Source organism: Phascolarctobacterium sp. (genome assembly GCF_045124115.1).
Classification (GTDB): Bacteria; Bacillota; Negativicutes; order Acidaminococcales; family Acidaminococcaceae; genus Phascolarctobacterium_A.
Window position 1 is genome coordinate 143,839 of sequence record NZ_JBGVLF010000031.1, and the last position, 21,059, is coordinate 164,897.

The following is a 21,059-nucleotide window of genomic DNA, read 5'->3' on the forward strand; positions in this document are numbered from 1 at the left end:
TTCAGCTACCTATATTGTATCATACGGATGCAGGCGTGGGTATTATTTTTTCGGCAAGGACAAAAGCAATACCGTGAAAATAATGCAGCCCATGCCCACGTAGTCAGGCAGTACCAGCTTAGTGTCTAAAAGCAGCACTACCGCAATAATGGATGCCAAAGGTTCGGCGCAAGAAATCAGGCTCGCCTTGGTAGGCCCGACAATTTTCAAACCGCCAAGGTACAAGCCATAACTGGCAATAGTAGCGCCCAAAATTAAGTACACCATTGCCACCCAAGCCATAGTATCTAACTCCACCGGAACAACTAAAGGATTGCGCATGGAAATTAAGGATAAACCGGAAATCAACTGCCCCCAGCCGATAATGACGGAAGCAGGATAAACCTTCAACAAATCCACAGGCTTGATACTGTAATAAGCATAGGAAATGGCGGATAACAGACCTACAAACAACGCTGCAGGACTCAACGCCAAACTATTTAGACTGCCATGGGTCGCAATGAGGAAGACGCCCACAATCGCGCCAAAAATACCAATGATCTCCCGTCCTTCCGGCATACGGCGCTGGGTGTAGCTCATCCACAGCATTACGTACACAGGGGCGGAATACTGCAACACCGTAGCAGTAGCGGCATTACACAGGTTAATGGTATAGTAAAAGCCTAACTGCGCCCCCAGAATACCGATGAAGGAAAATTTGATCATGGTCACAGGATACTTGCGCAGGAAGTCAAACACATCCACCTTATGCACTAAAGCAGCATAGCCTAAAAAACAGCTGCCTGCAATAATTTGGCGTACCATAACCAGCCAAAAAGGATCCATGGCATAATATTTAAAAAGAAATTGTCCCGCTACGCCCCCCAAGCCCCAAAAGCTGGCAGCGCAGACGATTAAAATTATACCTTTCAGCATAGACTAACCTCGATATAAAAACATAAAAGGCTGGGACGAAACCGTCCCAACCTTACTATTTTATTTTCTTAAAGAGCCTCTTAGTATTAGCCGCAGTCAAAGCTGCCAGCTCTGCAAAATCCATGCCTAAAAGCTCTGCCGCATGACGAGCAGTGTATTCCACATAACCCGGATTATTGCGCTTGCCTCTAAAAGGCACAGGACTCAAATACGGACTATCCGTTTCAAAGAGCAACAGCTCCTTAGGCACGTACTGCATAACCTCACGAGTCTTCTGGTTGTTCTTATAGGTAGAAGTGCCACCGAAGCCAAAGTAATAGCCTCGTTTAGCAAGCTCCTTAGCCATTTCCAAACTGCCGCTAAAGCAATGGAACACAGCCTGCACCCCTTTGACTTCCTTTTGGAACAGCTCCAGCATATCCCCATGAGCATCGCGGTCATGGATGATGATGGGCAAATCAAACTGCTTAGCAAGATCAATCTGCTCAAGGAAAATGCGCTGTTGTACCTCTTTAGGCTCGTTTTCCTTCCAGTAGTAATCCAAGCCTATTTCGCCAATGGCCACCACCTTGGGATGCACTGCCCAAGCAGCCAGCTGCTCCAGATAATCCGCAGGAATACCCTTCAACTCCTCCGGATGCCAGCCTACAGCAGCATAAATAAAATCGTATTTTTCCGCCAGCTCCACTGCAAAAGCAGAGGTAGGTCCATCACAGCCGGGATTGACGATACCGTCAAGATCCTCCTGCAGCTTGGCAATGAGCTCTTCCCTGTCGTCAGTAAAATAATCAGAATCCAGGTGGGCATGAGAATCCCACAAACCAGTCCTGCTCATCTTATTTTACTCTGCTACCGCTTGCCATGCCCGGAGCGTCTGCCAGAACCAAATTGCCTTGACCATCGGAAGCGCACAGCAGCATACCATAGGATTCAATACCCATAAGTTTTGCCGGTGCCAAGTTAGCAACTACTACTACGTTCTTGCCTACCATAGCTTCAGGTTCATAGTATTGGGAAATACCGCTGACGATGGTGCGAACCTCGCCACCGATTTCTACTTGCAATTTCAAAAGCTTTTTGGATTTCTTTACTTTTTCTGCTTCCAGTACCTTGCCAACGCGCAAATCTACCTTGTTGAAGTCATCAATGGAGATTTCCGGTTTGATGGGCTCCATAGCAGGTTTTTCTTCTTCCTTGGGAGCAGGTGCAGCAACCTTGGGCTCGTAGCGCTTGCCACCGATAATGGTTGCGCCATCTTCGGTAACTTCAATACGCGGATAGAGAGGATCGCCCTTAGCAACCTTAGTACCGTTAGCCAAACCACCCCAAACTGCATCAGCCAGCAGGAACTGTTCCGGCACTGCCAAGCCCAGTTGGGTATAGATTTTCGGGCTGGTGGTAGGAATATAGGGGCTGATGAGAATGGCGGTAATACGCAGTACCTCTGCCAAATTGTACATAACAGTCTTCAGACGATCAGCCTTAGCTTCGTCCTTAGCCAAAATCCAAGGAGCAGTTTCATCAATATATTTGTTAGCGCGGCTGATCATAGCCCATACGCCTTTAATTGCGCTGTTGATTTCCATGTTGTCCATGGCTTTGGTGTAGTTGGCAACGGTTTCAGCAACCAATGCTTTCAGCTCGTCGTCAATAGGCTCTGCAGCACCGGTGTCTTCAACAATACCGCCATGATATTTTTCGATCATGGAAACAGTACGGTGGAGCAAGTTGCCCAAATCGTTAGCCAAATCCGCATTTACACGGTTAATCAAAGCATCACGGGAGAAGTTGCCATCGCTACCCAGATTGATTTCACGGAGCAGGAAGTAACGGATAGCATCAGCGCCAAATTCGTCAATCAAAGCCAAGGGATCAATAACATTGCCCTTAGATTTGGACATCTTGTCGCCATCAACTACCAGCCAGCCGTGGCCGTATACTTCTTGAGGCATTTCCAAACCCATAGCGTGGAGCATAATGGGCCAAATAATAGTGTGGAAACGTACGATTTCCTTGCCTACCAGGTGGAGGCTTGCAGGCCAATATTTATGGAAGAAGGCATCATCGGTGCCATATTTAATACCGGTCAGATAGTTCAGCAGTGCGTCGAACCATACATATACAACGTGCTTATTGTCGAAGGGAACAGGAATGCCCCAGTCGAAGGTAGTACGGGTAATACACAAATCCTCCAAGCCTTGTTTTACGAAGTTAATCATTTCGTTACGACGGCTTGCAGGTTGGATGAAGTCAGGGTGCTTTTCAATAAAGTCCAGCCACCAGCCTTCGTATTTGCTCATTTTGAAGAAATAGCTTTCCTCCTGCATTTTTTCTACAGGACGATGGCAGTCGGGGCAGCAGCCGTTTTCATCCAGTTGGCGTTCCAGCCAGTATGATTCGCAAGGTACGCAGTACAGACCTTCATAGTTCTTTTTATAGATATCACCTTGCTCATAAATTTTTTGCAATGCGTCTTGTACTACTTTGTGATGACGTTCTTGGCTAGTACGAATAAAGTCGTTATTGGAAATGTGCAGTTTTTCCCACAGCAGTTTGAAGTTAGCAATAATCGCATCAACATATTGGATGGGAGTTACGCCCTTTTCCTTTGCTTTACGTTGGATTTTCAGGCCATGCTCATCACTACCGGTAAGGAAGAATACATCTTCGCCTTTCAAGCGGTGGAAACGTGCCAAGCTGTCAGCAATGGTGGTGCAATATGCGTGACCAATGTGCAGATTGTCACTGGGATAATAAATAGGAGTGGTAATATAGTAACTCGGTTTTGTCATTATGCTTCCCCTTCTTCTTCAGAAATTAATTGATTATATAGCTCCCGCTTGGGGATTTTACGTTGTTTTGCTACCTGGGCCAAGGCGGATTTTTTATCCATGCCTTCAGCAATCAGCTTGCGCACTTCGTCCAAAGGCTCTAGGACTTCTTCTGTTTGCGGTCTTTCTTCGGTACTGGGCCCAATAACTAGGCAGAACTCGCCTCGAGCACCGTTTTCTTCCAGCCAAGCCAAACAGCCGCTAATGGTGCCACGGTAGAACTCCTCGTGAAGCTTGGTCAGCTCCCTGGCCGCTGCCATGGGACGATCCCCCCAACATTCCAGAATATCCTTGAGAACTTCTTCAATACGGTGGGGTGCTTCGTATAAAAGCATGGTAGCAGGAATGTAGCGCCATGCGTCCAACTGCTCCTTGCGGTTACGTCTGCTCTTGGGCAGAAAGCCGCCGAAGAAAAACGGATAGGCAGGCAGTCCGCTGGCAATCAACGCGCACAAAGCAGCGTTAGCGCCGGGGACAGGTACTACGCGTACGCCTGCAGCAATAGCATCTTTCGCTAAAGCTTCGCCTGGATCGGCAATACCGGGAAAACCTGCATCGCTAACGAGGGCAATATTCTTCCCTGCCAAAAGCTGCTCCAATAGGTAAGCGCCCTGCTTTTCCTTGCTGTGTTCATCATAACGGACAAGACGACCTTTAATACCGAAATGGTTTAAAAGCTGTAGGGTGTGGCGGGTATCTTCCGCGGCAATCATATCTGCTTCCTGCAGCATCCGCAAAGCACGGGGAGTCATATCCTCCAAATTGCCTATGGGCGTAGCGCACAGGTACAGTGTTCCATATTCAGTTTCTGCCAACAGCGTCGCCTCCTCTACGGTCTTCGGCAGCACTTGTCACTAAAAGCGCAGGCCAATCCATAATATATTTATTTTATCACAACGCAAGAAAGAAATAAAGCAATCATCCTGGTGAATATGCGCCTTTTTTCATAAAGATAATGGCACTTGCGCCCTTTTTGGCTTTGGCGTACAATATGGACAGAGTTATTTTTACGAAGGGAGGCATTAGCATGCCATACGTAAATATTAAAATCACCAAAGAAGGTAATGTTACCCCGGAACAAAAACGTCAGCTTATCGAAGGTGCTACCAATCTGCTCCATGATGTTTTGGGCAAAAACAAAGCTACTACCGTTGTAGTTATCGACGAAGTGGACGTGGATAACTGGGGCATCGGCGGCGTACCTGTTACAGAAATCCGCAAGAACGCTAAAAAATAACATACGCTAAATTAATCAGCGCTGATTGCAGCTCCTACGTTGCAACCAGCGCTGTTTTTTCATCAACGACTTAAACTGTTATTCAACCAATAGTAAACCGTAAATTTTTAATTCCTTAATAGGCCCTGTGATTACTTCCATCTTAAAGCCATTGTCGTTAGCCAAAGCAAAGACGTCAATACCGCAGGCTTCCAGGGAAGGACGTGCTTTAGTGGGGTTAACGCATTTTTGGAGATTGCATTTGTCGCACAAACGGCAACGACCTGCTTTGAGGGCGAAAGCACGATAATTATTCAGCAAAAAAGCATCCCGTTCCAAACCTAGGAGAATCTCTAGCAACCCATTGGACATTTTTAAATCGGCACTGGTAAAGGCGCCTGGGCCTGCGCCTTCCGGCAGTTCCATGGTATATTCTACAATGATACCGTATGCATATTCGGAGAGAAATTTCTGTGTAGCTTCGTAATCGGGAGTATACGGAGGACAGCACAAAGTGGCACCATAATTAGGGCAGCCGTATTGGCACTTCATCCTTGTCCACGCACCGGTCTTAATCTGCGGCACGCTCACCACCTTCGCCGCGCTGGCGCCCATAGCCAAAGCCTTGTCCATTAATTTTTGCAAGTTTTGTTGTAAAAGCTCTTTTTCCATCGGATAGCCTCCTTGATAAAACTAGTCCCATCGTATCTTTAGTAAATACATTGTAAAAATGCTATTATGTACAAATCTATTTTAACACTTTTTCTCCAAAGATTTCAAATGACACAATATGCAAAAAGCGTACTGCAAATTGTACAGCACGCCTTTTTAGCATCAATCAAGTTTTATCTTACATCAACAACTATTTCTTGTCCATGTGGAACATTGGGATTCATGACCTCTGCAAGATTCTCCGGTGTTGCTTCCAAATCAACATTTTCCCTTACTTCTACTTGGAATGGCGTTCCTACAGGATAGTTAATATTGCTACCTTTCATGAACAAACCACCAACTAGACTAACTGCAGCGGCAACTGCCACAGCACCACCATCAGTATGCCCCTTTCCTTCTAAACCTTGACGTAACGGAACAGTCACATTGTTAATAGTCTTCAATTCTTTACCAGCTATGCGCAATACGCCTTTGCGCCCAAATCCACCAGCCTTTTGAACTTCATATACATAACCTAGCCCAACAGTACCCTTCGGAATTACGACAACACCATTTATAATTAAATTCTCTGTTGTTTGGAATTTTACAATTTGGTTTTTCTTGCATTTTTTAGAATTTGCTTCTTCAATCAGTTCTACATTTAGCAATGTCTTTTTAGGTATATATACATGTCCTGGTAAAACATTGCTGATTGTAATTTTAGCATTTTGCTTTTCTTCTTGCTCTTTTTTAAGTTGCAACCTTTGTTTAAAAGTCAATTTACTTTCATCTACAGCAGGTTCTACCTGTTCTTCAGCAAATGGATCATAATTCTCATCAACAACAGCCATAGTGGTATTAGAAGCAGCACAAGCCACAGGAACCCCTACCCCATTGAATAAAAGTAATGCACTTAAAACAGTTGCCGCAAATCGATTAGCTTTTACCATAATTATTCCTCCCATCAACAAGCATTATTTCAGCATAGTATTACATTAAATTTAAAATACTAATACTATCATACTATCATTTAATCTTATATGCAAGCATTACTAAGATTGCTTTCTCTTAGAATCTCGCCAACTTCATTTTTAGCGTTTTAACCTCTGTTTCCAACGCAGTTTTTTTCTGCTCATGTTCTTCGATACGATTTATTTGCGTAAAGACAGCACTATCATCACAAGTAAAATATTTGGAAACGAATCCGGTTAAAGTTTGGAATTTCTTTATAGTCCCTGCAAAATCAATAGTAACCATTTCAGCGGTAGCACTTGTTACCACACCTTCGCCAAATTTTTTATGGACTACATGCAATCCCACTACATCAGGATATTCTAATTTCTCAGCTAAAACTTCTGTCAAAAGTTGCTCCACCGTTACTAATTGTTCTAGCAGAGCTTCTCGTTCTTCTGCGTCTTCAACAGTTTTTCCCATAGCCTTACTCTTTTTGGCAGCTGTTTTCGTTACAGGAATATCGTCATAAAGTTTATAATAATCTGCACAGTATATAAGGTCATATACTAATACGTGCAAATCATCCTTGACCTTAATATTTTTCTTATTGCGAAGCTCATCATGTAATCGTAACAGCTCAGGATATCTTGGCAGCTCTGCAAGAATTGCATCGCACATTTTATAATATTTAGCCAAGGAAAAGCTTTGCCCACCACCAAAATCATCACTATATTCAATACAGTTCATCATTTCTTTAACTTCTGTCGCTTTATAAATATAGTTGTCATATGGAGCCCAAAGATTTAAATAGAGAATAACACTAGCTCTGTTTTGTTGATATCTCCAAGACTTAGGATAATATTTAGCGATACGTCCATTAACATCATCAACAAATGTATCAATACGTTTTAGCCTTTCTGCTAAATCTTCACCATCTTCCACAAACAATTTAGCAAAACAACTTTTAACAAAGTCTACCTCTTCTTCGAAAGTTAGTAATTTTTTAATACCACCTAGAGGTTGAACTGTATTATCGATGAGATTATACGTTTCAGCCACAGCATCGCTAAACATTTGCTGAAAGTCTTTCGCATTTATATCCCAATGCTTTTGAAAGCAATCAATAGCAACCAACTTATACCCCTCGTCATTAGCTGGATTATAATTAATCTCTGCAAACTTAGCGATATAATTTCTTATAACAATGTCTAAATGCTTGCGATTCATGCGTATTCCCCCTTCGGCATAGCGAATAGTCAAATTTTAAAGCCTTAATTCTATTATACTCCTTAACTATCCCAAAATCCTCCTACAAACCTACGATGCGTATTATTATTAAAAAAACTCCCCACAACACAAAAAAAGCCGCACACCTTGCTCCCCAAAGGAACAAAGCGCGCGACTCTTTAATTTTTACTCAAGCACAACCTATTGCCGCTTATTTCAAACCTTCTACAATGCGGTTAACAGCTTCAATGGTGTTTTCACGGCTACCAAAACCGGTCAGACGGAAATAGCCTTCGCCCATGGTACCGAAGCCTGCGCCCGGAGTACCAACAATAGCCAGGTTATCCAGCAGGTAGTCGAAGAATTCCCAAGAGCTCATGCCGTTGGGGCATTTCAGCCAAATGTAGGGAGAATGTACGCCGCCAAAGCATTGTACGCCGATCTTTTCAAAGCCTTCTTTGATCAGACGGGCATTTTCCATGTAATAAGCAATGTTTTCACGGCATTGTGCCATGCCAACTTCGCTGAATACTGCTTCCGCACCGCGTTGGATGATATAAGGAACACCGTTGAACTTAGTGGTTTGACGACGCAGCCACATTTTATTCAGTTCCATATCCTTGCCACCTGCAGTTTTGCGAACCAGTGCGTGGGGCACAACGGTGTAACCGCAACGGGTACCGGTGAAGCCTGCAGTTTTGGACAGGGAGCACAGTTCAATAGCGCATTTCTTAGCATCTTCTACAACAAAAATGCTGCGAGGAATAGATGCATCTGCTACATAAGCTTCATAAGCAGCATCATAGAGGATTACTGCATCATTTTTCATTGCGTAAGCAACCCATGCTTCCAATTGTTCCTTGGTGTAAGCAGCACCGGTGGGGTTATTAGGAGAGCACAGATAGATTACGTCAGCCTTTACGTTTTCGTCCGGCATGGGCAGGAAATTGTTTTCCGGTTTGCCTTCCATGTAAACGATTTTACGGCCGCACATAATATTGGTATCCAGATATACGGGGTATACCGGATCAGGAATCAAAATAGTATTAGCATTGCTGAAAATATCGGTAATGTTACCGCAGTCGCTCTTAGCACCATCGCTGATGAAGATTTCGTTGCTTTCCAGCTCTACGCCGAAAGAAGCATAATATTTTACAATTGCATCATGCAGGAAGGTGTAGCCTTGTTCGGGACCATAGCCACGGAAGGTTTCCTTTACGCCCATTTCCTGTACTGCTTTAGCCATAGCATCAATAACAGCAGGAACCAAAGGCAGGGTTACGTCGCCAATGCCCAAGCGGATGATTTTCTTTTCCGGATGTGCAGCGCTATATGCTTCTACCTTGTGCGCAATATCTGCAAATAAAAAGCTTTCTTTCAAGTTACAATAATTTTCGTTAACAAACGCCATTTTAGAACCCCCATAAAAACAATTTACCCACCCAGAGGCAGGTATTAAAATAATAGCGATTTTGGCTTAGCCCAAGCCGTTGCAACGGGCCAAATCAGCATAAACAAGTTCTGCCAGCTTAGTAGTCAGCTCCTGCTGACCGTTGCACAAACTTGTCTGCCCCAAAAGCTGCGCCAGCTTATCTTTATTGCACAGCATACAGCAGCAGGGCATGATTATTTCACTGGCCATATAGGCTGCAGCCCGCAGGGACATTTCGTCCTGCAGCAGGCTGCCGTCCGCCGCTTTCGCGGCGAACACTGCCAAGCGCTTATCCAGCGCCCTTGCCAGCTGTTTTTCTAACACGCTCATAATTAGCGCATGTTTTCAATGAAATCTTCGAAGGTGTTGATAAGTACGGGATGACCCATAACCTTCAAGTCGCGCAGATAGGTGCCGTAGGACTCGTAAGTCTCGTCAGCCAATTCCATCTTCAGACCTTCTTTTTCGTATTCCTCGATCATCTTCAGGATGAAGCGGTTTACTTCACCGGTACCCGGTTTTACGTTCAAAGGAATGATGCGGGTTTCAGCTTCGTACTTTTCTACAACAACTTTCCAACCACCGGGAACAGGCGGCAGACGAGTTGCTTTAATAAAGTAGTTGTCCGGAGAAAAACCTACATAGCCATCCATTTTATTGTATAATTTTGCTTTTTTCAGAGGGAAACCATTTTTGTTGCCCCACTTAACGATTTCTTCGCAAACTTCGTTATTATGCACCACGCTGGGGAATGTTGCTTCTGCTAAAATTTCAGACATGATGATACCTCCTCATGATTTATAGTAATATTTTACTCTAGCTTGCCAATTATTTCAATAAGCTAACCTTGCGGGAAGACGCAAAATTTACGTTATTTTGTTTTGGGACCCAAACCGTACTTCTTCAAATAGCGGTACAAAGTTACACGGCTTACATCCAACATGGAAGCCAGCTTACTGATGTTGCCGCCAGCAGATTTCCAAGCTGCAATGAAGGCTTCTTTATCGTACTTCCAAGAACGCTCCAAAGTCTTATCACCGGGCAGTTTAATATTTTCTGCTTCGATGATGCTACCGGGAGTATGGAAGAAAGCTTGCTCGATAACGCCTTGCAGTTGCTTGATGTTGCCGGGCCAGCTGCAGCTGAGCAACAGGGACACAGCTTCAGGAGACAGGCGTTTTTGCGGCAGGTTGTGCTGTGCGGACATTTCCACCAAGATATGGCCTGCAATAACTTCGATATCTTTTACACGCTCACGCAGAGGCGGAACACGCATGGTAGTATCCAGCACCAGTTCGTACAGTTTGCGGCTGAACAAGCCCTTGTCTGCCAAACGTTTCAGATTAGAGTCGCAGGCTGCAATAACGCGTACGTCGAAGGTACGGGGTTTGCCGCCTTTTTTAGAGGAAGGCAGACCATGGGTCAGAGCATCTGCCAATTTATCGCCCATTTCCATAGGCAGTTTTTCTACTTCGTCCAAGAACAGGGTACCGCCCATAGCCAATTCCAGCTTGCCTGCGGACTGTTGGTCCCCATCCTTAGCCCCAAAGAATTCTTCTTCCAATTCAGCCAAAGGCGCATTGTGGCATTTTACGGCAATCAAGGGAGCAGCAGCACGGGGGCTGGCTTGATGGATACCATGAGCCAGACGCTGCTTGCCGGTACCGGGTTCGCCTTGGAGCAGGATGTTGTGCTCAGTGCGGGCTACACGGCTAGCCTTGTGCTGCAATGCCAAGAATTCGCTGGTTTCGCCAACCATGCTGTAGAGACTGTAACGGCTGCTATAACCGGTGGCATGGGCAATGGTGGTCTTCAAATCTTCAATGGACATGGACAGCACCAAAGCGCTTTCCACTTCGCTGCCCACTTTAATAGGCATAACAGTAGTAATATCTTCGTAAGTTCTATCTTGGGTAATCCAAGTAATTTCTCTTCTTTGGGTAGGCACGCCGCGCAAAGCTTTTTTGATGGGAATATGCTCATAGTTCAAGAACACACTGTCCAAACGGTCATGACCGTCCAAACGCTTTTTGCCGTTTTCGTTGGCATATTTTACGCTGCCATCCTTGCCCAGCCAATACACAGCTACGGGCAGTTGCTCCATCATAATGCGGTTAATGGTCCAAGATTCCAACATTGCCAAATGCTGTTCAATGGAATACTTCATGGTCAACAGCAGGGAAAGGAGCAAATCATAGGGCAGATCGTTCTGATCCAAGGAGAAGAAGGAAATAATGTAGCGGATTTTGCCGTTTACGCAGATAGGCGCACTGCAGGCATCGCCGGAATGGCTGTCCTTAATCCACATTTCCGGGCCAAACATCAAAAAGGGCACATTATGCTCACGTGCTACGCTGATGCTGGAGGTACCAACATCTTCCTCCAAAACACGCATACCTTGGATATCTTCGATAATGCGTTGGAAGAAAGGCATAGCATAGTTTTTAATAACGTAGCCGTTTTCGTCAATGAGCAGCATACTCAGATTATGAATATTGAAATGCTGCTTGCTTTGCTCGTAAAGACCGTCTACATATTTAACAATGAACTCATGAGTTTTTTGGTGTTCAATAATCTCCTCACGGCTCAATTTGTTGATTTTAGGCATGGTTTCATGGGGCAGATTCATAGCGCGGCAACGCTGCCAGCTTTCTGCAACCCAAGGATGGACGTTGGGATCGACAACTCCCTCGTCCATGAATTTTTTGTAATAAGAAGCCAGTTTCTCCTTATTTCTTCTCTCTCTAATCATACACTGGACCCTCCCGGTTAAATTTTATCTATCTCATCAGTATTCAGTGTTATTATAAACATCCCAAGTCTTCAACTTGCTCAGCTGGGCCACTGCACTTTCTACCTGACGGAGTAGGCGCTCCTTTTCTTTCGGCAGAGTTGCAGCCAACTGTACGTAGTTGGAAACATGGTTGCTGCGGAATAGGCAATGGTGGTCCGCAGGCAAATCAATATTTTTGAGCATTAAATGCAGTTCCTGCATCAGCCCTGCAGGGGACAGGGGATTGAACTGCCCTGCTTCAAATTGGTCTAAAAGCTCACTGCCACGGTAGAGCATCAGGCATAATGCGCTCAAGTGGGTGGGCTTAATAATGTTGATGGCTTTGGCAGTTGCTAAAGCGTGGCGGGCACTGCCCTCCACCCCTGCTAAGCCAAGGATAACCATCATAGAAAGCTTCATGCCGCTGGCAGTTACCCTGCGGCCTGCTTCAATGGCTTCTTCCGCATCGACGCCTTTGTTCACGGCTTTCAACGTAGCATCGTCGCCTGTTTCCATGCCGTAATACAAAAGCTGCAGCCCTGCTTCCTTCAGCTGACGCAGTTCTTCTTCGCTCTTGCGCAAAATATCTTTAGGTGCTGCGTAGCTGGATACACGCTGCAGTTTGGGGAACTGCTCCCGCAAAGCTTGCAAAATTTTCAGAAGTTTGGCCGTAGGCAGTACCAAAGCATCACCATCAGCCAAGAAAACCCTGCGCACTTTATCTTTGCCGTAATAAGCGGCCATAGCAATCTGGCGGGAAATTTCCTCGTCCTTTAATATTTGGAAAGGTACGCCGCGATACATATTGCAATAAGTGCATTTATTATGGGCGCAGCCTCTGGTTACTCTTAAAATAAAGCTTCTCGCCTCACTGGGCGGACGAAATACCGGTGTGTCATAAGAATCAAAAAACATAGTTTACCTCACTCATAAAAAATAAAATTAAAAAGAAAAACAATAAAAAACAGTGGCGCCGGTATGGGCAAAGCTCTTTTTGCTAGCTACACTTTGCCGCAAGTGTAAAATTTAAAACACTTTCAACTATATTATACACGATTTTTGCGGTTTTGTAATGGTAAACTGAAAACTTTTTGTTACTTTTTATACAAAGATTTTGTGAACTGTAGTGAGAGTGTAAAATTGTCACACACTTGCCACGGGATAATGTTATAATAGAGTGCAGTGATTAGAATCCGAGGTAGATTATGAAAACAAAGAAGCTTATCTATACATTATTTTTAGGTGCTGCCCTTTTCCTTAACGGCTGCGCCTCCCCCGCATTGCAGCCTACCAACACAGCCAAGCAAGCTGCCATCCACGATATAACTGCGCCTGCTACGGGCAAAGTCCTTGGCTTAATTGCCGAAAAAGGCGAGCGCATCAGCAAGGACCAACCCCTTTTCGCCATTAGCGACGCTGCTTTGGACGGCAAAGTCAAAGACCTGTCCACCAAGCTAGCCAAAGCAGAGGCAGAACTGAAACGCTTGCAAAACGGCACCATCAACGCCCAACCTGCAGCGGACACCACCGCCCTGCAAATGGAGGTAGCTGCAGCACAGCAAAAGGCTGCTAAAATGAATAATCTGCTGGCTCAAGGCGCTGTTTCCCGCAACCAAGCCCAAGCAGCGCAGGTAGAACTGCAGCAGGCTACAGCGCGATTGCAGGCTGCCTCCCAAGCAAACACCATCAGCGTACAGCCCGCTTCTCCCCAAGCCATTAAAGGTCAGCAGCAAGTAGTGGATATGCTGAAACTCCAGCTGGCGCAAGCTAAAGAAAAACAGCAGGGCCAAGAAGCTCCCAGTCCTTGTACAGGCACCATTGTGGAAATCAAAGCGCAAAACAATCAAGATGTTGAACAGGGACAAGTAATCCTGCAGATAAAGGAAGAAGAATAAAGGAGCAAGATATGAATCAGTTTTCCCGTACAGAACTTTTAGTGGGCAAAGATGCCATGGATAAACTGCACCATGCCAAAGTCGCAGTTTTCGGCATTGGCGGCGTGGGCGGCCACGTAACGGAAGCTTTAGCCCGCAGCGGCGTAGGTGCCTTGGAGCTTATTGACAACGACACTGTTTCTCTCACCAATATCAACCGCCAAATCGTCGCCCTGCACAGCACTATCGGTAAGCCCAAGGTAGAAGTAATGGCTGCCCGCATTGCTGATATTAATCCTGATGCTGAAGTCACCTGCCGTCAATGCTTCTTTCTTCCGGAAAACGCCCACGAATTTGATTTCAGCCAGTATGACTACGTTGTGGATGCCGTCGACACCGTTGCTGCCAAAATCGCCATTATTATGGCAGCCAAGGCAGCAGGCGTACCTGTTATCAGCTCCATGGGCGCAGGCAATAAAATGGATCCTGCCGCTTTCCAAGTTGCTGATATTTATAAGACTTCCGTCGACCCCCTCGCCCGCGTTATCCGCCAAGCTATGAAGAAACGCGGCGTAAAGAATTTAAAGGTAGTCTATTCCACCGAACTGCCTTTGGAAGCCATTGGGAGCACGGAAGAAACTGTAGCACCGGGGCGTAGAGCCCTACCTGGCAGCACCGCCTTCACCCCCTCCGTAGCAGGCTTGATTATAGCCTCCGAAGTCATTAAAGATTTAGTTGGTTGGACAGGCGGACAACGCAAAGGGGTAGCCCAATGATTTTAGTCAGCGCCTGCTTACTTAATCACCCCGTCCGCTATAAAGGCGACGGCAACCCTTGTCCTCTGCTCATGCAATATGCAGACTCGCCTAAGTTGCTCGCCTTCTGCCCCGAATGTGCAGGCGGACTGCCCACTCCCCGCCCACCTGCGGAAATCCGCGGCGGCACGGGTGCGGAAATTTGGAGCGGACAAGCTACGTTAATCAACAACCAAGGCGTGGACGTTACTGCAGAATTTAAAAGCGGTGCTGAGCAGTGCTTAGAACTTTGTCAAAAGCACCACATCACCACCGCTATTTTAAAACAACGCAGTCCTTCCTGTGGCAGCAAAGAAATTTATGACGGCACCTTTTCCGGCACCCGCACCCCCGGCATGGGCACCACCGCTGCCCTCCTTGCCGCCCACGGCATCACCATCTACGGAGAAGAAGACCTCACGGAAGAACTATTAAAAAAATTATTAGAAGAATAAAAGCGAGGCTGTGACAGTAGTCATGCTCATCATATCCCCAGACGAATCATTTGCGATTTTAGCTCGCACAAACACCCCCTGTCATCTTGCTACGCGTCGATGACATCCCCCTAAACAGGGGGAACGAGGCACTATAACATATTTTCCGTAAGAATACTTAGAATATATCTAGTAAACAATCGGAAGCAAGCCCAAAGTGTCTCGGCTCCCCTATTGAGGGGAGCTGTCACCTATACTGCTGAACGCTGTATAGGTGACTGAGGGGTTCGAAATGAGCGTCAAAAATCGCTCGTGAGGCGGGGATGTGATGACATGACAATATATGTCACAGCCTCATTGTTTTAGCAGTGCTTATTTCGCTTCCAGCCACTGCCGTATAATTTCATTTTTATAAGTAGAAGTCCATCCCAAATCGTCCACAGGCACCTGCACATTACCAATCAGCTCCCTGCGTCCCACATTATTGGGATAATTTTTTACGTGCCACATATAATGGTAGCCATTTTCCGGTAGCAGCTTCGCTCCTTCGTCGCTCATCAAATAGTCGATAAACCTTTGGGCTTCCTGCACATTGGGAGCCCCCTGCATAATCGCTACGCCTGTCAGCATATTACGGTTGGCATCCTTGGGAACAGTAGCAAACAAATGACTATGGCGCATCTCCATCAGCAAAGCATAATCCAAAGGCACTACAGCCACAGTCTTCTTGCCAATATACACCATATCAACTGCTTCCCCAAAGCCTGATGTATAGACAGGGTTCTGCTTATTCAACTTGGCAGCATACGCCAAAGCAGATGCTTTGCCGCGCAGCTGCCAAATGCTAGTCAGCATGCCAAAGCTGGCGCCACCCAAATTGAAATCCGCCATGGCAACTTCATCCTTCAGCTGCGGATCCAGCAGCTCATCCCAACTTTCCGGTGCATACAATCCATAAGAATGCAGATTGTTCTTATTGCTAAGCAAAGCAATATAGCTTAAATACAAGCTGGTCCACTGCCCCGTCCTGTTGCGCAGCTCCGCAGGTACCTTATAGGAATCCTTCGCTACATAGGGCTGCAAAATATTTTGCTCATCCGCTAGGAAGTATTCCTCGCTAGTTCCACCCAGCCACACGTCGAACTTGTGCTTTCGCAGGAAACCCTGGCGTTCCTGCAGCGTGCCTCCGGGCAGATAGCTAATACGAACCTTAGTTCCGCTAGCCTTGCTATAGGCATTGGCAAAAAGTTCCGTCCGATTTTTGCTCATACTGCTGCAAAGTGCAAGTTCCTTAGGTTTTTCCTCCCTGCCACCGCAACCGGCAATAAGAACTGCCATAACCACTATGAAAATATTTAATAAGCATAAAAGTCTTTTTTTCAATTAAAAAAATCCGCCTTTCTATACTCCTATTATAGCATAGAAAAGCGGATAACATACGAGATTTTATTTTTCAAAAACCATTACGCGGTCAAAGTCCAGATATACGGTTTCGCCATCTTTGAAGGCATCAAGATCCGCACCTTTGACGATAACGCGAATAATATGGTCGCCAACAGCAACACGATAGTCTACAGAGTCGCCCAAATAGAAGCGGTGCGTCAGCACGCCTTCCAATTGGCCGCCATTTGCGGACATGGTAATGTTCTCCGGACGAACAGCAATGGTAGCTTCGCCGGTAACTTTGCTGTGGTTGGGGAAGGACAGATTGGTGCCTTTGAGGAAGACACGGTCGCCTTTAGCTTCGCCGTCCATAAAGTTAACCAGACCAATGAAGTCTGCAACCATCTTGTTAGCAGGTTTAGTATAAATTTCGTGGGGAGCGCCGATTTGTTGCACTACGCCCATGCTCATTACTACTACGCGGTCGCTCATAGCCATTGCTTCACCTTGGTCATGGGTTACATAAACAACGGTGATACCGGTTTTCTTTTGAATTTCCAAAATTTCAAAACGCATGGATTCGCGCAGCTTAGCATCCAAGTTGGACAAGGGTTCGTCCAACAGCAGCAGTCCCGGTTGTGCAACCAAAGCACGTGCCAAAGCAACACGCTGTTGCTGACCACCGGACAATTGGTTAGGATAGCGTTTGCCATATTCGCCCAAGTGAACCAGTTCCAGCATTTCCTGTACGCGGCGTTCACGTTCAGCCTTGTCTACCTTTTGAATTTTCAAAGGATAGCCAACGTTTTCTGCTACGGTCATGTGGGGCCATACTGCATAGGATTGGAATACCATGCCGATGTCGCGTTTTTCCGGCGGGGTAAAGGAACCCTTAATGGAAGAGCTTACGCAGGCATCGCCAATATAGATTTCACCTTCGGTAGCACGCTCAAAGCCTGCAATCATACGCAGGGTGGTGGTTTTACCGCAACCGGAAGGACCCAGGATGGAAACGAATTCGCCATCCTTAACAACTAAATCAAAATCGTTTACAGCAGTTACACTGCCAAAACGTTTAAATACATGCTCAATTCTTACCTCGGACATTTATCTTTCACTCCTTGTTAAATACCAACATTACCTTTGGAAACTTTATTGAGAATCAGGTTGCCAATCAATACGATCATCAGAATGATTACGGAAAGTACGGAAGCATTCTGAGTATCAGCATAGGTTTGCAGCTCGTACAGCAATACGCCGATGGTCTTGGTGTCGCTGCCGTAGAGAAGCAGGGACATGGTCAATTCGTAGAAGGACGGCATGAAAATCAGGAACCAGCCAGCGATTACGGAAGGTGCAATCAAGGGGATGATAATATCCTTGCACACACGCAGCCAGTTAGCACCGGAGTTCAAAGCAGCTTCTTCCAAAGATACGTGTACCTGGCTCAATGCCGCTGCAATAGTACGCACGGACATGGTCATGTACTTAACCAGGTAGCTGACGATAATAATCCACATGGTGGAATACATATTCAGGCCATAGTTACCGCTGAAGGTAATAATCAAAGCCAAAGCAATAACGATGGACGGAGTAGAACCGCCGATTACTACCAAAAGGTCCGGAATGCTGCGGCCTTTCAGCTGGGTTTTAACAGCCAAGTATGCAACAAACAGGGACAGAGCAGTACCAATGGTAGCAGCGATTACACCGTAAATTACGGAGTTCCATACGCTCTCCATGTACTGAGCACTGGTGATAACGGGGATCCACGGTTCAATACCGATGTTAGACCATTCGATAGGCTTGGACATGGACTTCAGGAAGGAAGTCAGCACGATGGAGCCCAAGGGAATGATTACAGCAATAGCGCCGTACAGACCAACTGCACAGAAGGCAGGCCATTTCCATTTGCCCAATTCAACGATGTTGGGGCGGGTGGATTTACCGGAAATAGTGGTGTAGTCCTTGCGGCCCATCATCCAAGTCATGCCCATAAGCAGGAAGTTGGCAATGAACATCAAGGATGCTGCCAAAGCAGTGGAATCACGTACGCCTGCATCATCGCCCATGTAGATGTAGGTTACGATACGGGTGGTCATAACCTCGATATTACCGGGCATACCGACGATGGAGGGAATACCGAAGCAGGAGCCTGCAGCGATAAATACCAAAAGGCCGCCTGCCAAAATGGAAGGTGCCATCAAAGGCAGAGTTACGTCAATAACGGTGCGCAGAGGAGAAGCACCGGAAACGCGGGCAGCTTCTTCCAAAGTGGGATCCATCTTCTCCATAGCGCGGGAGATGGTGATGAAAGCGAAGGGGGAATAGAACAAAGTCAATACCCAAGCCAAACCCCAGAAAGTGTAGATGTCGAAGGGTGCTGCGTTCAAGCCAAACATCCACTTAAAAATATTGTTCAAATAGCCTACGCTAGGGTTCAACAGCTGCACCCAAGCAATAGCACCTACATAAGGCGGAATCATATAGCTGGATACCAGCAAAGTGCGGTAAGCTTTCTTACCGGGCATATCTGTACGGCCAACCAGCCAAGCCAGCGGGAAAGTAATAATAACACTGGCAATCATAACCAACAGGGACAGCTCCACAGTATTGGTCAATGCTTTCCAGTTGACGTCGGCGCTGTACACATTGCGGTAATTTTCTAAGTTAATGGCACCATCCTTAACGATACTGTCGAAGAGCAAAATTCCCATGGGGAAAATTACAAAGTACAGCAGCAGGAGGACGGAGATCGAAATAACGATAGTCTTACTGTTAATTCTTGATGATAGCATGGAAAGTATGTTTCTCCTTCCCTCAGAATCTAAGGAACCTCATTGAAGCGAAGTTTCCTACAAAAATGGGGTTATTTTAGTGTTTTGTGATAAAGCAGGAAAAACAGGGAGCGCCCAAAGCGTCCCCTGTTTTGCCTATTAGCCTCATAATCTACGTTCGATTATTTGTCCATTACGCGTTTACGGAATTCTTCTTTGATCTTAGCGTTGTTGTCAGCCAGTTTTCTCCAGTCAACTTTAATCTTGGAGTCGGTCAGTTGTTTGGTCGGTACGGAACCGATAGGTTCTTTAACGTCGCCACGAACAGAGTGCATCCAGCCTTTAACAACTGCTTCTTGGCCTTCTTTGCTCAGCCACCAGTCAACCATTGCTTTAGCGCCTTCAGGATTCTTGGTAGTGTTGAAAATAGCGATCGGGGAAGGAACTTGAACTACACCGTCGGTAGGATAGGAAACCTTCAAGGGTTCTTTCTTAGTAGCAGCCAATTTCAGAATGTTTTCTTCCAGAATCATAGCAGCTGCATATTCGCCGGTCAGCAATTTGTTTTGAATAGCAGAGTTGCCTTCTTCAACGCGGATGCCGTTTGCTTTCAGTTTATCGAAGTATTCCCAACCATATTTGTCAGCCAGTGCGCCAACTGCTACATAAGCGGTACCGGAGAGCATGGGGTTAGGCATAGCGATTTTGCCTTTCCATTTCGGATCAGTCAGATCGGTCCAGTTTTTCGGAGCGTCTTCAGCTTTCAGTTTGTCGCCGTTGTAAGCAATGATCATGTTGCAAACACGAACTGCATACCAGGAACCATCTTCAGCTTTATCGTTGATCAAAGCTTTTTCTTCTTTGGATTTGTAGGGTAACAGCAATTTTTGGTCTTGCAGTTTCAGGTAGTAGGAAGGATCAGCTACCATCAGTACGTCGGCAGCAATCTTCTTAGCTTTGATTTCGCCGGTAATCTTGGTAACAACTTTTTCAGTGCCGCCTTGGAACCAGTTAACTTTCATGTCGGGGAAAGCTTTAGCTACGTTAGGTTTGCACATATTGTCGATGATGTCAGGATAAATGGAGGTATAAACCATCAATTCACCTTTAGTGCCGCCAGCTTTGCTGTCAGCCTTTTTGTCACCGCCGCCGCAGCCAGCTAATGCTACAGACAAAGCCAGAATTGCAGCTGCACCAAGCATCCATTTAGATTTTTTCATACACAAACACTCCTTTTTCTCAATCCACTTCGATATATAATCTGGATAGTGTAAACGACATTATACACCTTTATTAGAAAAATTCGCTAAAGACAGCTTTTTCCCTGCTTACACTTTACATTATTTTAACAAATATTTCGCTTTTTGTGTCACTTTTACGCTTTTTAGATAGACATTCCACCACGAAATTACATTTGACATTTTTTGTCCTACACGGACATTTTGTGTCCCATTTGTTGAAAGTAATTATAAAAAGTTTCCTTCTCAGGTTATAACGCTCCCTCTGTTAGGGTGAGCCTTCATTCCCACTCCCTCAGTCAAGCGCACCGCCACAGCGGTACGCTTGACAGCTCCCTCCAAGAGGGAGCCAAGAATGTCGCCAGCACGCGCCGCGCAGACAGGAACGGATTACGGCTACGGTAGCAGACGATGTTTGCACACATTGCGCCAGCAACGGACACATCCCTTCGCACGCGCAAGAGCGTATAGACCTCTAGAGCAAGAACTCCTCCCGTAAATGTAGCTCTCCATGCGTGCGTTACTTCTAGTAACCGGAATCCTGCAAGCGGCTTAGGGTT

At 45.9% G+C, this 21,059-nt stretch carries 20 protein-coding genes; 4 read left to right on the forward strand and 16 right to left on the reverse strand.

Annotated features, from left to right (window positions below; genetic code table 11):
- Positions 1-42 precede the first annotated feature (42 nt).
- From ACJMM4_RS05040 to rsmI, 4 genes are read right to left on the reverse strand one after another with little or no spacing between them, the layout of a single operon-like run.
- A complete protein-coding gene (locus ACJMM4_RS05040; RefSeq protein WP_405381268.1) occupies positions 43-915 on the reverse strand; it encodes a DMT family transporter in 873 nt (290 codons plus the stop codon).
- 55 nt (positions 916-970) lie between these two features.
- Positions 971-1,750: a TatD family hydrolase gene (locus ACJMM4_RS05045; RefSeq protein WP_405383372.1), complete on the reverse strand. Its 780-nt coding sequence runs from the start codon at positions 1,748-1,750 to the stop codon at positions 971-973.
- A gap of 1 nt (position 1,751) precedes the next feature.
- Positions 1,752-3,707, reverse strand: a complete 1,956-nt coding sequence (gene metG, locus ACJMM4_RS05050; protein ID WP_405381273.1) for a methionine--tRNA ligase — start codon at positions 3,705-3,707, stop codon at positions 1,752-1,754.
- On the reverse strand, positions 3,707-4,561 hold the full coding sequence (gene rsmI, locus ACJMM4_RS05055; RefSeq protein ID WP_405381275.1) for a 16S rRNA (cytidine(1402)-2'-O)-methyltransferase: 855 nt from the start codon (positions 4,559-4,561) through the stop codon (positions 3,707-3,709). The genes metG and rsmI overlap by 1 nt, the downstream gene beginning before the upstream one ends.
- Positions 4,562-4,773: 212 nt before the next feature.
- Here rsmI and ACJMM4_RS05060 point away from each other — a divergent pair, with 212 nt between their 5' ends.
- A complete protein-coding gene (locus ACJMM4_RS05060) occupies positions 4,774-4,983 on the forward strand; it encodes a 2-hydroxymuconate tautomerase family protein (RefSeq protein ID WP_405383374.1) in 210 nt (69 codons plus the stop codon).
- Between the two features lie 78 nt (positions 4,984-5,061).
- Here ACJMM4_RS05060 and ACJMM4_RS05065 read toward each other — a convergent pair whose 3' ends face one another.
- The 8 genes from ACJMM4_RS05065 to ACJMM4_RS05100 all read right to left on the reverse strand — a co-directional run bounded on the left by ACJMM4_RS05065 (position 5,062) and on the right by ACJMM4_RS05100 (position 12,914).
- Positions 5,062-5,634 (reverse strand): DUF2284 domain-containing protein, encoded by a 573-nt coding sequence (locus ACJMM4_RS05065; protein WP_405383376.1) that lies wholly within the window; start codon positions 5,632-5,634, stop codon positions 5,062-5,064.
- 173 nt (positions 5,635-5,807) lie between these two features.
- Complete coding sequence (locus ACJMM4_RS05070; RefSeq protein WP_405383378.1) at positions 5,808-6,563, reverse strand: hypothetical protein; 756 nt, start codon at positions 6,561-6,563, stop codon at positions 5,808-5,810.
- Positions 6,564-6,681: 118 nt separating this feature from the next.
- Positions 6,682-7,794 carry a hypothetical protein gene (locus ACJMM4_RS05075; RefSeq protein ID WP_405383380.1) on the reverse strand — a complete coding sequence of 371 codons (1,113 nt, stop codon included), beginning with the start codon at positions 7,792-7,794 and terminating at the stop codon, positions 6,682-6,684.
- A 211-nt stretch (positions 7,795-8,005) separates the two neighbouring features.
- Positions 8,006-9,205: an LL-diaminopimelate aminotransferase gene (locus tag ACJMM4_RS05080; protein ID WP_405381281.1), complete on the reverse strand. Its 1,200-nt coding sequence runs from the start codon at positions 9,203-9,205 to the stop codon at positions 8,006-8,008.
- Between the two features lie 66 nt (positions 9,206-9,271).
- Positions 9,272-9,556: a hypothetical protein gene (locus tag ACJMM4_RS05085; RefSeq protein WP_405381283.1), complete on the reverse strand. Its 285-nt coding sequence runs from the start codon at positions 9,554-9,556 to the stop codon at positions 9,272-9,274.
- Positions 9,557-9,558: 2 nt separating this feature from the next.
- Positions 9,559-10,005: a hypothetical protein gene (locus ACJMM4_RS05090; RefSeq protein WP_405383382.1), complete on the reverse strand. Its 447-nt coding sequence runs from the start codon at positions 10,003-10,005 to the stop codon at positions 9,559-9,561.
- Between the two features lie 92 nt (positions 10,006-10,097).
- Complete coding sequence (locus tag ACJMM4_RS05095) at positions 10,098-11,978, reverse strand: sigma-54-dependent Fis family transcriptional regulator (protein WP_405383384.1); 1,881 nt, start codon at positions 11,976-11,978, stop codon at positions 10,098-10,100.
- Between the two features lie 36 nt (positions 11,979-12,014).
- The gene (locus tag ACJMM4_RS05100; protein ID WP_405383386.1) at positions 12,015-12,914 is read right to left on the reverse strand and encodes a radical SAM protein; all 900 of its coding nucleotides are present in this window, start codon (positions 12,912-12,914) and stop codon (positions 12,015-12,017) included.
- Between the two features lie 290 nt (positions 12,915-13,204).
- Here ACJMM4_RS05100 and ACJMM4_RS05105 point away from each other — a divergent pair, with 290 nt between their 5' ends.
- From ACJMM4_RS05105 to ACJMM4_RS05115, 3 genes are read left to right on the forward strand one after another with little or no spacing between them, the layout of a single operon-like run.
- Entirely contained in the window at positions 13,205-13,894 is a 690-nt protein-coding gene (locus ACJMM4_RS05105; protein WP_405383388.1) for a hypothetical protein, read from the forward strand.
- Positions 13,895-13,905: 11 nt separating this feature from the next.
- Positions 13,906-14,649 (forward strand): ThiF family adenylyltransferase, encoded by a 744-nt coding sequence (locus ACJMM4_RS05110; RefSeq protein ID WP_405383390.1) that lies wholly within the window; start codon positions 13,906-13,908, stop codon positions 14,647-14,649.
- Positions 14,646-15,122, forward strand: a complete 477-nt coding sequence (locus ACJMM4_RS05115; protein ID WP_405383392.1) for a DUF523 domain-containing protein — start codon at positions 14,646-14,648, stop codon at positions 15,120-15,122. The genes ACJMM4_RS05110 and ACJMM4_RS05115 overlap by 4 nt, the downstream gene beginning before the upstream one ends.
- Before the next feature lie 351 nt (positions 15,123-15,473).
- Here the strand turns inward: ACJMM4_RS05115 and ACJMM4_RS05120 are convergent, their stop codons facing one another.
- The 4 genes from ACJMM4_RS05120 to ACJMM4_RS05135 all read right to left on the reverse strand — a co-directional run bounded on the left by ACJMM4_RS05120 (position 15,474) and on the right by ACJMM4_RS05135 (position 20,481).
- Positions 15,474-16,484, reverse strand: coding sequence for an extracellular solute-binding protein (locus ACJMM4_RS05120; RefSeq protein ID WP_405383394.1), 1,011 nt, complete (start codon positions 16,482-16,484; stop codon positions 15,474-15,476).
- Positions 16,485-16,547: 63 nt separating this feature from the next.
- On the reverse strand, positions 16,548-17,591 hold the full coding sequence (locus ACJMM4_RS05125) for an ABC transporter ATP-binding protein (protein ID WP_405383396.1): 1,044 nt from the start codon (positions 17,589-17,591) through the stop codon (positions 16,548-16,550).
- Between the two features lie 17 nt (positions 17,592-17,608).
- Positions 17,609-19,282, reverse strand: coding sequence for an ABC transporter permease (locus tag ACJMM4_RS05130; protein ID WP_405383398.1), 1,674 nt, complete (start codon positions 19,280-19,282; stop codon positions 17,609-17,611).
- A 161-nt stretch (positions 19,283-19,443) separates the two neighbouring features.
- Positions 19,444-20,481 (reverse strand): ABC transporter substrate-binding protein, encoded by a 1,038-nt coding sequence (locus ACJMM4_RS05135; RefSeq protein WP_405383400.1) that lies wholly within the window; start codon positions 20,479-20,481, stop codon positions 19,444-19,446.
- Positions 20,482-21,059 lie beyond the last annotated feature (578 nt).